Annotated in this window: 12 protein-coding genes; 3 read left to right on the top strand and 9 right to left on the bottom strand. The window is 69.0% G+C overall.

The annotated features are described in order from the left end of the window. Positions 1 to 157 precede the first annotated feature (157 nt). Together EV683_RS01350 and sugE are read left to right on the top strand one after the other, a co-directional pair. Complete coding sequence (locus EV683_RS01350; protein ID WP_131861447.1) at positions 158 to 832, top strand: SOS response-associated peptidase; 675 nt, start codon at positions 158 to 160, stop codon at positions 830 to 832. A gap of 90 nt (positions 833 to 922) precedes the next feature. Continuing rightward, complete coding sequence (sugE, locus tag EV683_RS01345) at positions 923 to 1,240, top strand: quaternary ammonium compound efflux SMR transporter SugE (RefSeq protein ID WP_131861445.1); 318 nt, start codon at positions 923 to 925, stop codon at positions 1,238 to 1,240. A 140-nt stretch (positions 1,241 to 1,380) separates the two neighbouring features. Here sugE and uvrB read toward each other — a convergent pair whose 3' ends face one another. After that, a complete protein-coding gene (uvrB, locus tag EV683_RS01340) occupies positions 1,381 to 3,393 on the bottom strand; it encodes an excinuclease ABC subunit UvrB (RefSeq protein ID WP_066610622.1) in 2,013 nt (670 codons plus the stop codon). Positions 3,394 to 3,563: 170 nt separating this feature from the next. Here uvrB and EV683_RS01335 point away from each other — a divergent pair, with 170 nt between their 5' ends. Continuing rightward, positions 3,564 to 4,439 carry a D-alanyl-D-alanine carboxypeptidase family protein gene (locus EV683_RS01335; protein WP_131861443.1) on the top strand — a complete coding sequence of 292 codons (876 nt, stop codon included), beginning with the start codon at positions 3,564 to 3,566 and terminating at the stop codon, positions 4,437 to 4,439. 150 nt (positions 4,440 to 4,589) lie between these two features. Here EV683_RS01335 and EV683_RS01330 read toward each other — a convergent pair whose 3' ends face one another. From EV683_RS01330 to EV683_RS01295, 8 genes are all read right to left on the bottom strand, one after another. Next, positions 4,590 to 5,639 (bottom strand): ABC transporter ATP-binding protein, encoded by a 1,050-nt coding sequence (locus EV683_RS01330; RefSeq protein WP_131861441.1) that lies wholly within the window; start codon positions 5,637 to 5,639, stop codon positions 4,590 to 4,592. Further along, on the bottom strand, positions 5,636 to 7,255 hold the full coding sequence (locus EV683_RS01325; RefSeq protein ID WP_131861439.1) for an ABC transporter permease: 1,620 nt from the start codon (positions 7,253 to 7,255) through the stop codon (positions 5,636 to 5,638). Before EV683_RS01325 ends, EV683_RS01330 begins: the two co-directional genes overlap by 4 nt. Before the next feature lie 165 nt (positions 7,256 to 7,420). After that, complete coding sequence (locus EV683_RS01320) at positions 7,421 to 8,410, bottom strand: extracellular solute-binding protein (protein WP_424948501.1); 990 nt, start codon at positions 8,408 to 8,410, stop codon at positions 7,421 to 7,423. Positions 8,411 to 8,505: 95 nt separating this feature from the next. Then, positions 8,506 to 9,771, bottom strand: coding sequence for a flagellar assembly protein T N-terminal domain-containing protein (locus EV683_RS01315; protein ID WP_131861435.1), 1,266 nt, complete (start codon positions 9,769 to 9,771; stop codon positions 8,506 to 8,508). Positions 9,772 to 9,773: 2 nt separating this feature from the next. Continuing rightward, on the bottom strand, positions 9,774 to 10,445 hold the full coding sequence (locus EV683_RS01310) for an LPP20 family lipoprotein (RefSeq protein ID WP_131861434.1): 672 nt from the start codon (positions 10,443 to 10,445) through the stop codon (positions 9,774 to 9,776). A 159-nt stretch (positions 10,446 to 10,604) separates the two neighbouring features. After that, positions 10,605 to 12,248 (bottom strand): methyl-accepting chemotaxis protein, encoded by a 1,644-nt coding sequence (locus tag EV683_RS01305; protein WP_131861433.1) that lies wholly within the window; start codon positions 12,246 to 12,248, stop codon positions 10,605 to 10,607. A gap of 183 nt (positions 12,249 to 12,431) precedes the next feature. After that, the gene (gene gltX, locus EV683_RS01300; protein ID WP_131861431.1) at positions 12,432 to 13,817 is read right to left on the bottom strand and encodes a glutamate--tRNA ligase; all 1,386 of its coding nucleotides are present in this window, start codon (positions 13,815 to 13,817) and stop codon (positions 12,432 to 12,434) included. A 137-nt stretch (positions 13,818 to 13,954) separates the two neighbouring features. After that, complete coding sequence (locus tag EV683_RS01295; protein ID WP_131861429.1) at positions 13,955 to 14,899, bottom strand: L,D-transpeptidase; 945 nt, start codon at positions 14,897 to 14,899, stop codon at positions 13,955 to 13,957. Between the last annotated feature and the right edge of the window lie 43 nt (positions 14,900 to 14,942).

Raw genomic sequence — 14,942 nt, 5'->3', positions numbered from 1 at the left:
GCCTGAAAACGGGCCGCGGAGCGCGGATTCTAGGAGCCGCACGCCGGAAAAGACAAGACGGGATATCGGCCGCGCAAAGCGCCGTAGCCGGTCGGATAATGGAAGCGATCGGACATTTTCCCGCGCGGGCCCGTCTCGCGCCGTTTGGACGACGACCATGTGCGGACGCTACGCGATCTTCCCGCCCTTCGCCGGCCTCGAGCGCCGGCTCGGACTCGGCCTCGACCTGCCGCCGCGCTACAACGTCGCGCCCGGCCAGACCGTGCCCATCGTCCGCGCCGGCGGTGACGGCTACGCGCTCGCCGACGCGCACTGGGGGCTGATCCCGTTCTGGGCCAGGGAGCGCAAGATCGGCTACAGCACCTTCAACGCGCGCGTCGAGACGGTGGCCGAGAAGCCGGCCTTCCGCGCCGCCTTCCGCCATCGGCGCTGCCTGATCCCGGCCGGCGGCTTCTACGAATGGCAGGACCTCGGCGCCGGTCGGCGCAAGCAGCCGTGGTTCATCGCCGACGCCGGCGGCGACGGCCTGGCCTTCGCCGGGCTGTGGGAACGCTGGCGCGACCCGGACAGCGGCGAGACGGTCGACAGCTGCAGCATCCTCGTCGGGCCGGCCGACCCGGCCTTGCTGCCGATCCACGCGCGGCTCGCCTGCATCGTCCCGCCGGAACACTACCGCGACTGGCTCGCGCCCGACGCGCCGCCGCCCTTCCTCTTCGCGCTGCTCGCGCCGTACCCGGCCGCGCGGCTGCGCACCTGGCGGGTGTCGGCGGCGGTCGGCAACGTGCGCAACGACGGGCCGGAACTGGTCGCGCCGCGGCCGGAACCGCATTAGAATCGGGCCGGCACGCATCGTGCGCGGGGACGGCCCCGCGTGCGCCCTCCACCCCGGGGACGGCCCCGACTCTTGTTACAGGACCGTCCGATGGCCTGGTTCTATCTCGTGATCGCCGGCGCGCTCGAAGTCGCGTGGGCGATCGGCCTGAAGCAATCCGAAGGATTTTCCAAACCCGTTCCGACCGCGTTCACGCTGGCGACGATGGCGGCGAGCTTCTACCTGCTCGCGCTGGCGATGCGCAGCCTGCCCGCCGGCACCGCCTACGCGGTCTGGACCGGCATCGGCGCGGTCGGCACCGTGCTGCTCGGCATCGTTTGGCTCGGCGAGCCGGTCAACCCCGGCCGCGTGCTGAGCCTGAGCCTGCTGGTCGCCGGGCTGATCGGGCTCAAGATCAGCAGCGCCTAGCCCTGCCCCGACCCGAAAAAAAACGGGCTCGGCCAACCTTGTGGGGTTGGCCGAGCCCGTCTGGCGCCTCGTCCGCGGCGCCGAGCAGCCGGGGATCAGCGCGCGCAGGATGCGGCGGAGCGTGCCAGGGCGGCCGCGCCTTACAGCGGGTTGGCCCAGGCATGCTCCTTGAGCGCCTTCAGTTCGTCGCGGAGCTTGGCGGCCTTCTCGAACTCGAGGTTCTTCGCCGCCTCCATCATTTCCTTCTCGAGGCGCTTGATCTCCTTGGCGAGCGACTTCTCGTCGAGCATCGCGACGCGCGCCGCCTCCTTGAGCGCGGCCTTGTCGTCGGCGGTGGTGTAGACGCCATCGATGATGTCCTTGATCTTCTTGGTCACGCTCCTGGGCGTGATGCCGTGCTCGACGTTGAACGCGATCTGCTTGGCGCGGCGGCGCTCGGTCTCGTCGATCGCCCGCTTCATCGAGTCGGTGACCTTGTCGGCGTACAACAGCGCCACGCCGTTGACGTTGCGCGCCGCGCGGCCGATGGTCTGGATCAAGGAGCGCTCGCTGCGCAGGAAGCCCTCCTTGTCGGCGTCGAGGATGGCGACCAGGCCGACCTCGGGAATGTCGAGGCCCTCGCGCAGCAGGTTGATGCCGATCAGCACGTCGAACAGGCCGAGGCGCAGGTCGCGGATGATCTCGACCCGCTCGACGGTGTCGATATCGCTGTGCAGGTAGCGCACCTTGACGCCGTGCTCGGTGTAGTAGTCGGCCAACTGCTCGGCCATGCGCTTGGTCAGCGTCGTCACCAGCACGCGCTCGTTCTTGTCGATGCGCAGCCGGATCTCCGACAACAGGTCGTCGACCTGGGTCGCCACCGGGCGGATCTCGATCACCGGGTCGACGAGGCCGGTCGGGCGCACCACCTGCTCGACCACCTGGCCGGCCTTCCCGTTCTCGTAGGCGGCCGGCGTCGCCGACACGAACACCGTCTGCGGCATCATCCGCTCGAACTCGTGGAACTTCAGCGGCCGGTTGTCGGCCGCCGACGGCAGGCGGAAGCCGTACTCGACCAGGTTCTGCTTGCGGGCCGCGTCGCCCTTGTACATCGCGCCGATCTGGCCGATGGTCACGTGCGATTCGTCGATGAACATCAGCGCGTTCTTCGGCAGGTAGTCGATCAGCGTCGGCGGCGGCTCGCCCGGGCCGCGCCCGGAGAAGTGGCGCGAGTAGTTCTCGATGCCCTTGCAAAAACCCATCTCGTACAGCATCTCGAGGTCGAAACGGGTGCGCTGCTCGATGCGCTGCGCCTCGACCAGCTTGCCCTCCTTCTGGAACCACGCGACGCGCTCGGCCAACTCGAGCTTGATCTTCTCGCAGGCCTTGAGCACGGTGTCGCGCGGCGTCACGTAGTGACTGGACGGGAACACCGTGTAGCGGCCGACGCGCTGGCGCGTCGCGCCGGTCAGCGGGTCGAACAGGGTCAGCGTCTCGATCTCGTCGTCGAACAGGCTGATCCGGAGCGCGGTCTCGGCGCTTTCGGCCGGAAACACGTCGATCACGTCGCCGCGCACGCGGAAGGTGCCGCGCGCGAAGTCGGTCTCGTTGCGGTCGTACTGCATGCCGGTCAGCCGCTTGATGATGTCGCGCTGCGCGAGCGTCTCGCCCTCTTTCAGGTGCAGGATCATCTGGTGGTATTCGGACGGGTCGCCGATACCGTAGATCGCCGACACGGTGGCGACGATCACGCAGTCGGGACGCTCCAGCAGGTGCTTGGTCGCCGACAGCCGCATCTGCTCGATATGCTCGTTGATGCTCGAATCCTTCTCGATGAACAGGTCGCGGCTGGGGACGTAGGCCTCGGGCTGGTAGTAGTCGTAGTAGGAGACGAAGTACTCGACCGCGTTCTCGGGAAAGAACTCGCGCATCTCGGCGTAAAGCTGCGCGGCCAGCGTCTTGTTGTGCGCCATGATGATCGCCGGACGGCCGGTTTGCGCGATCACGTTGGCCATGGTGTAGGTCTTGCCGGAACCGGTGACGCCGAGCAGGGTCTGGTACGACAGCCCGTCGGACAGGCCCTCGACCAGCTGCGCGATCGCGCTCGGCTGGTCGCCCGCCGGCGGGAACGGCTGGTGCAGTTTGAACGGACTGTCGGGATAGCTGATGACCATGGCGATGCCTTGCGAAAAGGGGCGGCGCCGGCGGCGGCCCGACCCTTATTGTACTGCACGGAAAGCCCGCTCCGACGGCCAGGTAACGACAGGTAAAAACCTCGCCGCCGCGGTCTATCCTTTGAGTAAAATGCTGGGCGATCGATCGCTGCACGCAGGAGAAATACGCAATGCTCAAGTTTTTTGCCGGCTGGCTGTTGTCCGCCGCCGTGGCCACCGCTTTTGCCGCGCCCGCCCTCACCGAAGTCCACGGCGTGAAGGTCGCGACGCAGATGGCGAGCCAGGCCCCGCTGTTGAGCTCGCACTCGGTACTGGTGATGAACAGCCAGACCGGCGAGCCCCTCTACGAAAAGAACGCCCACCAGCGGCTGCCGATCGCGTCGATCACCAAGCTGATGACGGCGATGGTGGTGCTCGACGCCGACCTCGACCTGAACGAGGCGGTGACGATTTCCGACGCCGAGATCGACCGGCTGAAGAATACCCACTCGCGGCTGGCGATCGGCACCACGCTGACGCGCCGCGAGCTCTTGCTGCTGGCGCTGATGTCGTCGGAGAACCGCGCCGCCGCGGCGCTGGCGCGCAGCTACCCGGGCGGCACCGACGCCTTCGTCGCGCGCATGAACCGCAAGGCGCGCGCGCTCGGCATGCGCGACACGGTGTTCTACGACGCCACCGGCCTGAACGTGCGCAACAGCGCGACCGCCGCCGACCTCGCGCTGATGGTCAAGGCCGCCAACGGCTACCCGCTGATCCGCCAGTACAGCACCGCGCAGCACCACGCCGTCTACAGCGGCGCCAACCGCCTGCTGCAGTACAAGAACAGCAACGCGCTGGTGCGCGAGGGCGAGTGGGACATCGGCCTGCAAAAGACCGGCTACATCCAGGAGGCCGGCCGCTGCCTGGTGATGCACGCGACCGTCGGCGCGCAACCGCTGGTGATCGTGCTGCTGGCCGCCGGCAACCCGGCCGCGCGGATCAACGACGCCAAGGCCATCCGCCACTGGCTCGAATCGCAGCCGGGCCACTGGCTGGCCGCCGGCTGAGCCGTCCGCCTGCGCCACCCTCCTCCGCCCCGGCCGGGCCCCGTCGCTCGGCCAAGCGCTTTGAGCCGCGTGCGCGGCCCCGCCGAACGCGACAAAGACTCGGCCAACCTTCAGGGTTGGCCGAGCCTTTTTTCTGCGCCGGCGAACGGATCAGGCGCCGCGGTGGAAGGCGATCAGGTGGTCCATCTCGAGGCGGATGCCGATCGGCTCGCCGATCGCGTGGTTGTGGTGGCTCGGCACCTCGGCCAGCACGCGCTGGCCCGACGGCAGCGTCAGCGTGTAGTGGAAGGCCGAGCCGCGGAACACCTTGCTCTCGACGCGCGCGGTCAAGGGGCTGGCGTCGTCGTGCTGCACGTCGTCGGGGCGCAGCAGCACGTCGACCGTCTCGCCGACGGTGAAGCCGTTCGGCGTCAGGCCGCAGAATTCGCCGATCTCCAGCTTCACGCAATTGGGCGCCATGATCGTCGCCGGCACGAACACGCCCTGACCGATGAAGTCGGCGACGAAGCGCGTCGCCGGCTGGTGGTAGAGCGCGTACGGCGTCGCCCACTGCAACAGCCGCCCGCCCTGCATCACGCCGACCTTGTCGGCCATCGCGAAGGCTTCGTGCTGGTCGTGGGTGACGAGGATGGCGGTCATGCCCTCGCGCTTGAGGATGTCGCGCACCTCGCGCGACAGCCGCTCGCGAAGATCGACGTCGAGGCTGGAGAACGGTTCGTCGAGCAGGATAAGCCGCGGGCGCGGCGCCAGCGCGCGCGCCAGCGACACGCGCTGCTGCTGGCCGCCCGAGAGTTCGTGCGGGTAGGCGTCGCCATACGTCGCGAGGCCGACCAGTTCCAGCAGTTCGGCGACGCGGCGCTCGCGCTCGGCGCGCGCAAGCTTGCGCAGGCCGAAGCCGACGTTGGCCGAGACGCTCAAATGCGGAAACAGCGCGTAGTCCTGGAACACCATGCCGATGCGGCGCTCGTGCGCGGCGCGCGCGTAGCCGGCGCGGCTGAGCACTTCGCCGGCCAGGCGGACCTCGCCGCTTTCGACCGGCTCGAAGCCGGCGATACAGCGCAGCACGGTAGTCTTGCCGCAGCCCGAGCTGCCGAGCAGGCAGCCGATCTCGCCGTCGGCCAGTTGGAAGCTCATCGCGTCGACGACGCGGGTGTCGCCGTAGGACTGCGACACCTGATCGAATTCAAGCAAGGCGCTCATGCAGGTTCTTTCTGTCTGGACAGCAGGATCACCGGCAGCAGGCCGGCGAGCACGATGGCGATCGAGGGCAAGGCGGCGCGGTCCCACTGGCCCTCGGCGGTCAGGTTGAAGATGCGCACCGCCAGCGTGTCCCAGTCGAACGGCCGCGTCATCAGCGTGATCGGCATTTCCTTCATCACGTCGACGAACACCATCAGCATCGCGGTCAGCATGCCGCCGGTCAGCAGCGGCAGGTGCAGGCGCGCGGCGAGCCGCCAGCCCGAGTAGCCGAGCATGCGCGCCGCCTCTTCCTGGCTCGGCGTGATGCGGTGCATCGCCGCATCGAGCGCCGAATGGCCGACGGCGAGGAAGCGCGCCGTGTAGGCGAGCAGCATGACGACCAGCGTGCCCTTGAGGACGGCGGTGGTGCCCTCGGGCAACGCGGCGCCGAAGCGGGCGATCAGCCAGTTGTCGAACCAGGCGACGGGCACGAACACGCCGACCGCGAGCACCGTGCCGGGCACCGCGTAGCCGAGCGTCGCGAGCCTGGCGATCAGGCGCGTCGCCGGCCTCTTGTCGCGCCGCGCCGCGTACGACAGCGCCAGCGCGACGACGGCGACCAGCGCCGCCGCCATCAGCGACAACAGCAGCGAACGGCCGACGTAGGCGGCGAGCTCGGCGTTCAGCTCCTCGGCCCAGACGCTGAACGCCCACCACACCAGTTGGCCGACCGGCAGCACGAAGGCGAGCGCGAACACCGCAAAGGCCAGCAGGCTCGCGCCGGCGGCGCGCGCGCCGCTCAGCGGCAGCCGCGGCAGCCGCGGCAGCGGCGCGGCGCGGCCGGTCTGGCCGTAGGCACGGCGGCCGCGCGCGCGCTGCTCGAGCCACACCAGCACGAAGACCAGCGTCACCAGCAAGGACGCGAGCTGCTTGGCGGTGTCGAGCGAGAAGAACGAGAACCACGCCTTGTAGATCGCGTTGGTAAAGGTGTCGTAGTTGAGGATGGCGACCGCGCCGAAGTCGGCCAGCGTCTCCATCAGCGCCAGCGTGACCCCGCCGATGATCCACGGCCGCGCCATCGGCAGCGCCACCCGCCAGAAACCCTGCGAGCGCGACAGGCCGAGCGACTGGCCGACCTCGAGCGCACGCCGACCCATGGTCGAGAAGGCGTTGCGCGCCAACAGGTACACGTAGGGGTAGAAGGCCAGCGTGAGCACCGCGACCACGCCGCCGGTCGAGCGGATGCTCGGCACCCAGCTCGAGTCGCCCCAGGTATCGCGCAGCCAGGTCTGGATCGGGCCGGTGAACTCGAACAGGCCCAGCTGTGAGAACGCCATCACGTAGGCCGGCACCGCCAAGGGCAGCATCAGCGCCCAAGCGAAGAAGCGCCGGCCGGGAAAGTCGTACACCGACACCAGCCACGCCAGCGGCACGCCGACGACGAAGACGCCAGCGCCGACACCGAGCACCAGCCACAGCGTGTTCGTCAGCAGGCCGGGCAACTGGTATTCGAGCAGGTGGGACCAGATCGCCGCGTCGGGCGAGCCGATCGAGGCGAGGATCACCGCGAGCGGGATCACGGTGGCGAGACTGATCAGGGCCGCCACCGCCCGCCAGCGCAGAACCGAGCTCTGCATGAAGCACTTCCGGGAAGAATTGGTAAAGGAAGAAATTATCCGCCCAAGCGGGCAGCGCTGCAAACAAGACCGATTGGCAATCGCATTGCAGGCGCGCGGCCCGGCCGCGCCGCAAAAGACAAAGGGCGGGATCTCTCCCGCCCCGTCAGACCCGTCCGGCGACGATCACTTGTAGCCGACGCGGTCCATCAGCATCACGGCCTGCGCCTGGCGGGTGCCGGCGTTGGCGACGTTGATCAGCGAGGACTTGAACGGCCCCCAGGCGGCGACTTCGGCGGCCGGCTTCACCTTCGGGTTGGCCGGGAATTCCATGTCGACGTCGGCGTACAGGCTCTGCGCCTTCGGCGACGACAGCCATTCGAGCAGCTTGATCGCGCCCTTCTCGTTCTTCGCGTAGCGGGTCACGCCGGCGCCCGAGATGTTCACATGCACGCCCTTGCCGTCCTGGTTGGCCCAGAAGATGCCGATCGGCAGGTTCGGGCTCTTCTTCATCAGGCGGCCGTAATAGTAGGTATTGGCGATGCCGACGTCGCACTGGCCGGCGCCGATCGCCTCGAGCATCTTGGTGTCGTCGGAGAACACGTCGGTCGCCAGGTTGTCCATCCAGCCCTTGACGATGCGCTCGGTCTTCACCGGGCCGTGCTCGGCGAGGAACATCGCGACCAGCGACTGGTTGTACACCTTCTTCGAGGTGCGCAGGCACAGTCGGCCCTTCCACTTCGGATCGGCCAGGTCCTCGTAGCTCGACAGCTGGGCCGGCTTCACCTTCTGCGTGTTGTAGAAGATGGTGCGCGCGCGCACCGACAGACCGAACCACTGGTTTTTCGGGTCGCGCAGGTGGGCCGGGATGTTGGCCGAGAGCGTCGGCGAATTGACCGCCTTCAGCAGGCCCATGTTCGACGCCTGCCACAGGTTGCCGGCGTCGACCGTCATCAGGATGTCGGCCGGGGTGTTGCTGCCCTCGGCGCGCAGGCGCTCCATCAGCGGGCCTTCCTTGTCGGACACCAGCTTCACGTCGACGCCGGTCTCCTTCTTGTACGCGTCGAGAATCGGCTTGATCAACTGCTCGCCGCGCGAGCTGTAGACGACCACCTCCTCGGCGAAGGCGGAGCCGGAAATCGCCGCGACCAGCGCGGCCAGCAACATCGGTTTCATCAGACTTTACTCCTCAAGCCCGGCGCGGGCGATCGACAAGGACTCAAGTCTAATCTCAACAAGAATTGTTATCAATTATTTGCTGCACCGGTCGCTCACGGCGCCGGCGTCACCAGCCTCACCAGGTCGCCGGCCGCGACCGGGTAGCGCGCGTTCTGCAGGCGCGCGACGGCAAGGCCGGGCTGCACCTGGATCACGACCGCGTCGCCCGACAGCCGCTCGGCGACGCCCAGCCGGCGCTCGCTGGCGGCCGCGCGCAGCGCCTGCTGCGGCCGCTGCTTGTAGACCAGCAGGCTGTCGCCGACCTTGAGCCCGGCGAGCGCGCCGTCGCCGAGGTAGAGCCGCCTGCCGTCCTCGACGCGCGCGACCCGGCTCATGAAGGGCACGCAGGCCAAGAGCGCGTCGACGCGCCCGACGGCCTCGCCCAGGAGGGCGTCGACCGTACGGCCGTAGTCGGTGGTGCGGAAAGCCTCGGACGCGAACGGCGGCAGCGAGCGGCCGGCGACCCGGCCCTCGGCGGTCGCGGCGAAGCGCTCGCGCACCACCAGCGCGCCGCTGAAGGCGTCGTACACCCACAGCTCGAAGTCGAAGCGGCGCTCGGCCGGCTCCAGCGTGACGCCGGCGCCGAACAGACCCGAGAGCGGGCCCGCGTAGAAGGCGCCGGGGCGGGAGCGGTCGGCGCCGAACAGCGAGAAGCCGGGTGCGACGCGGCCGACGCCGGTATCGATCACCCGGCCGGCGAGCACGAACTGCACGTCCTCGCGCCGCCCGATCTCGCGGGCGCGCTCGCCGCCGCTGTCCGGGTCGGCGACAGCGGGCTCGGGCAGCACGCCGAAGGCGCCGCCGTCGCGCGCGGCAAAGCGCGGCAACGCCGACAGCCGCCGCGCGAACTCGGCCGCCAGCGCGCGCGAGAGCTCGCCGAGGTCGGACGCGTCGCGCGGCGCGTCGAGGTAGAAGTAGGACGCCAGCACGCGGCGCTTGAGCGCGCGGCCGGTCGGGCGACCGTCGGGGCAGCGGCCGCCGTCGGCGCGGGGGCCGGGCTGCGCGGTGTCGACCGCCACCGTCACCCGGTAGAGCCCGTCGCGCACGCCCTCGTCGACCACGGTCACGCGGCCGGCCGGCAACGGCGCCGCGCTCAGGCTCGTCGACGCGCCTATCCGCCCCGGCTCGACCAGTTCGGCCGACGTCACGCGCGCGGCGCGCGACAGCGCGGCCGCCTCGAGCGCGTCGGCGATCGCCGCCTCGCGCGCGGCGACCGGGCCGGCGTCGAGCGCGGCGTAGCCGGTGCCGGTCAGCCGCTCGGCCGACGCGGGCAAGACGAACGCCGCCGACAGCGCGGCGGCGAGCGCGAGGCGGCGCATGCTCACTGCGCCAGGTAGTAGTTGTTGCCGAGGCTGGGGCGTTCCTCGCCGCAGCGGCCGGCCGGGCATTCGCTGCCGACCACCGGCACCATCTCGGCGGCCTTCTTGACGCTGCCGTTCGTCAGCAGCGCCTGCTTGTAGGCCTGGTAGAAGTCCTGCTCGAGCGTGATCTCGGCGGTCGCCTCGCTGCTGCCGTCGCCCTTGACGGTGTTCGACAGCACGCGCACGCCGCGCAGGTAGCCGTCGACGTAGACGCGGAAGGCGTCGTTCTGCGCGACCAGGTTGGACACCGAGCTGCCGCCGACCAGACGCACGCCCTGCACCTGCTCGGCGACCGAGCGGTAGGCGTCGAGCCGCGCCGCGCGCATCGACAGCAGCTTCTTCTGCGACAGGCTCAAACCCTGACCGCCGGGCGCGGCGCCGACGCCGGTGACGCGGATCACGATCGGACGGTAGGGGTTGACCTCGCGCACCACCTCCTTGACCACCGTGCGCTCGTCGACGGCGGCGGCCGCTTCGCCGCCCTGCCCGACGTAGCCGACGCCGGTCTGCGCCGGCGCGGCGCCTGCGGCGGCGGCCGGGGTCGCGGCGGCGGGCGGCGCGGCCTGCGCGCAGGCGGCGAGCATGACGACAAGGGAAGAAAGGGCCAGGCGGCGGGTAAGGGCTGCGTTCATGACGGGGTCCGGTCTCGTTGGTGTTGCGATGGTAGGAAGGCGGCCGATTCGGCGTCAAGCGCACACGACAAAGAAAAGTGCGCCGGCCGAACAGGAAAAAGCCCGGCGGGCCCGTCGGGGGCTCGGCCGGGCCTGTCGCGGCGGCAAGACGCTAGGACGCTAGCTGGCCAGCTTGAAGCGTCTCACCTCGCCCTCGAGCGACTGCGCCAGCGCGTCGAGCTCGCCGGCCGCGTCGGCCACCGAGCGGGTCGCCGCGGCGTTCTGGTCGACCATCTGCACGATCTGCTCGACGCGGTTGGCGATCTCGTGGCTGGCGATCGCCTGCTCGGACAAGCCGCGGCTGACGTCGTCGATCATGCCGACCACGCTGTCGGTACTGGCGTTGATCTGGGCGATCGCGCCGCCGGCGTGGCGCGCCATTTCCATGCCCTCGGTCACCTGGCTGACCGTCTGCTGCATCTGCGAGGCCATATTGCCGGCGCCGGACTGGATCGCGCCGATCATCGCGGTGATGTCGGCGGTCGACGCGGTGGTCTTCTCGGCCAACTTCCTCACCTCGTCGGCGACCACCGCGAAGCCGCGGCCGAGCTCGCCGGCGCGCGCCGCCTCGATCGCCGCGTTCAGCGCCAGCAGGTTGGTCTGGTCGGCGATGTCCTTGATCACGTTGATGATCGCGGTGATCTTGGCCGCCTCGTCGCCGAGGCTCTGCGCGGTCGCCGCCGCCTGACCGACAGTGGCCGAGATCTTGCCGATCTCGTCGACCATCGCGTGGATCACCTCGGCGCCCGAACGCGCCTGCTGACCCGACTGCTGCGACACGCCCTGCGCCTCGCGCGACAGGTCGGAGATGTGGTTGATGCTGGTCGAGATTTCTTCCATCGCCGCCGCCATCGCGGTCGCGGCGCCCGACTGCTGCTCGGAGCTCTCGCGCACGGTGCGGCTGGCGCCGTTCAGTTCGCCGGCGGCGCCGATCAGCCGGCTGGCGCTGCCGTGCACGGTGCGCAAGGTCGCCGACAGGCCGGCGATGGTGCGCGCCATCGCGTTGTTGAGGCGGGCGATCTCGTGGCTGGCCGGGTCGGCGGGAATGCGCTCGGACAGGTCGCCGCCGGCGATGCGCTCGAGCGAGTCGACCGCCGCGTCGAGCGGCCGGGTAATGCTGCGCGCGACCAGCCAGCCGGCGGCGACGGCGAACAACACCGCCAGCACCGCAACCGCCAGCACCACCTCTTCGATATTGCGCGCTTCGTCGAGGCGCACCTCGTTGAAGCGGCTGTTCAGCTCGATGTTGAAGCGGCCGTAATCGCGCAGCGCCTCGCTCAGCTTGCGGCCGGCCACCGCGCCTTCGGCCGAGGTCAGCACCGCGACCGCCGCCGCGGCGTCGCCCTTGAGTCGCGCCGTGCGCGCGTCGAGGATGTTCCTCTGCCAGGCGTCGTAGGCGGCGTTCACCTTGGCGATATGCGCCTTCTCCGCATCCGAGGCGCCGTGCTCGGCGACCGAGGCCTCGAGGTCCTTCGCCGCGCCGCGAAAGCGCGCCAGCGCCTCGGTCAGCAGCTTGTCCGACCTTTGCAGCGCGGCCTCGTCGGGCGCCAGCATCATGTTGCGCACCTGCACCCTGCCCTCGTTCACCGCGTCGAGCAAGCTGCCGATCGCGACGTTGCGCGGGAAGGCGATGGTGTTGAGCTTTTCGATGCCGGTGGTCAACGAAGCCAGCTGGGTCTGGATAACGACGGCGCCGATCACGAACAACAGCACGATCAGCGCAAAGCCGACCCCGAGCCGGTAAGCGATCTTGAGATTTTTCATGCCGGGACGGCCTCCGTTTTTAAATTTTTCCGAATAAAAACTGCAGCGCGGCAAGTATACCCAGTTAAAGACCCTCCAAATATGAATAAATATTCGCACTTGATATAAATATTTTTCATAAGTTAGCCAGTCATGAAAAAAGCCGCCCAACGGGGCGGCTTTCATGCGTCTTGGCTGACCGGATCAGGCGCGCAGGCGCTTGAGCACCTCGTCGCGGCCGATCAGCGCCAGCACCGCGTCGACCGACGGCGTCTGCGCGGTACCGCACACCAGCACGCGCAGCGGCATGCCGAGCTGGCCCATCTTGATGCCTTCATCCAAGCAGAACGGCTTGAACAGGCCGTGGATGCTCTCGGCGTTCCAGTCGGCCAGCTCGGCCAGCCGGTCGGCGAAGCGGGCCATGCGCTCGCGCGACTCGGCCGACAGGTGTTTTTCCAAATCGGCGGCCGACGGCTCGCGGCGCGCGTAGAAGTAGTCGCACTCGAGCGCCAGCGCGTTCAAATCCTGCACGCGTTCCTTGACCAGCGCGATCACGTCGGTCAGCGCCGGGCCGTTCGCGGTATCGACCTTGGCCGAGGCCAGGCGCGGCGCGACGAGCTCGGCCAACCTCTGGTTGTCGGCGGCCTTGATGTGCTGCGCGTTCAGCCACATGAACTTCTCGTTGTTGAAGCGCGACGCCGACGGGCTGACGTCCTTGAGGTCGAACCAGTCGACGAACTGCTCCATGGTGAAGAACTCGTCGTCGCCGTGACCCCAACCGAGGCGCGCCAGATAGTTGAGCAGCGCCTCGGGCAGGATGCCCTTGTCGGCGTAGTCGACCACGCTGACCGCGTCGCGGCGCTTGGACATCTTCTGGCCGTCCTCGTTGAGGATCATCGGCAGGTGCGCGTACACCGGCAGCGGCGCGCCGATCGCCTTGAGGATGTTGATCTGGCGCGGCGTGTTGTTGACATGGTCGTCGCCGCGGATCACGTGGCTGATGGCCATGTCCCAGTCGTCGACCACCACGCAGAAGTTGTAGGTCGGGCTGCCGTCCGGGCGCGCGATGATCAGGTCGTCCAGTTCGGTGTTGCTGATCTCGATGCGGCCCTTGACCGCGTCGTCCCAGGCCACCACGCCGTCGAGCGGGTTACGGAAACGCACCACCGGCGACACGCCCTCGGGCGGCGCCGGCAGCACCTTGCCCTCCTCGGGGCGCCAGCGGCGGTCGTAGCGCGGTTTCTCGCCACGCGCCTCCTGCTCGGCGCGCATCGCGTCGAGCTCCTCTTTAGACGCGTAGCAATGGTAGGCGTGGCCGGCGTCCAGCAATTGCTGGATCACCTCCTTGTAACGGTCGAAGCGCTGCGTCTGGTAGAACGGGCCCTCGTCGTAGTCGAGGCCGACCCAGTGCATGCCGTCGAGGATCGCCTTGACCGACTCCGGCGTCGACCGCTCCAGGTCGGTGTCCTCGATGCGCAGCACGAACACGCCGCCGTGCTTGCGGGCGAACGCCCAGGAAAACAGCGCGGTACGCACGCCGCCGATATGCAGGTAACCGGTCGGACTGGGGGCAAAACGGGTACGGATCATGGACGATTCAGCCTGAAAAGACGCGAAACCGCCATTTTACGCGCGGGACGGAAAGCGCGGCAATGCGCGGCGCCGGGCGGCGGAAACGGAAACGGCCCCGCGCGATGCGGGGCCGTGCGCCGCTAAGGGGACGGTCTTCAGATGCGCCGGCCGGTCGCGGCGGCGGCGCGCGACGACGACGGCACGCTGACGTCCATGCCTTTGGGCGCAGTCTGCGGCACGAAGCCGGGCTCGGCCGGCGGCGCCGGCACGGCGGGCAATGCCTCGGGCGCCGTCGGCGCGGCCGGCGTCGCCGGGGCGCTCAGCCAGCGTACCGCGGTCAGCTGGCCGTCGTGCTGCGGCTTGCCGTCGGCCTTGCAGGTCAGGCAGACCGGCTTGCCGCTGCGCGCCTTCAGCGCGAGGTCGACGCGCTTGCCGTGCACGGCGATGGCGCGCGCGCGTTGCCAGTCGAGCAGCACCGTCGCCAGCGTCCTGAGCCGCACGTCGCTCTGGTTGTACTGGTCGCGGTAGGCGGTCAGCCACAGGTTGCCCGCTTCGTCTTCGTTCAGCAGCACGCTCTGGTAGGACACGGTGACCGCTGCACCGACCGGCACGGTGTCGGCGAGGTTCAGCGCGTCGTCGTTCTTCAGCCGCACGCAGCCGTGGCTGCGGAAGCCCGGCACGCTGCCGGGCGCGTTGGTGCCGTGAAAACCGAGGCCGAGGCGCGGCTCGCCGAAACGGATGAAAACCTTGCCCAGCGGATTGTCCGGGCCGGGCGGCACGACGGTCTGCACCGGTTTGCCGGCGCGCCGCATTTCTTCCTGGATCGACTTGGGCACGTGCCAAGCCGGATTGCGGTGGATGCCGGTGACGCTGAAGTCGCCGACCGGCGTCTGGGTGAGGGTCTTGCCAACGGCCACCGGGTAGGACTTGTGCAGCACACCGTCGCGGTAAACGAACAGCCGGGTCTGCGGCAGGTTGACCACCACATGCCAGCCGGTCGGCTGCACCAGCACGTCAGGCTGCGGCACCTCTGCCAGAACCGATAGCGATACCGCGCCGAGCACGCCGGCCACACCCGCCTTCCAACCCAAAGACGCCATGAAATCCATTCCGTTTTGAAACCGATGGTAAGAATTTTAACAG

Origin of the sequence: Crenobacter luteus (assembly GCF_004345725.1) — a bacterium.
In the GTDB taxonomy this organism is placed as follows: domain Bacteria; phylum Pseudomonadota; class Gammaproteobacteria; order Burkholderiales; family Chromobacteriaceae; genus Crenobacter; species Crenobacter luteus.
The sequence above is the reverse complement of the archived record's forward strand: the minus strand, read 5'-3'. Positions and strand labels throughout refer to the sequence as shown.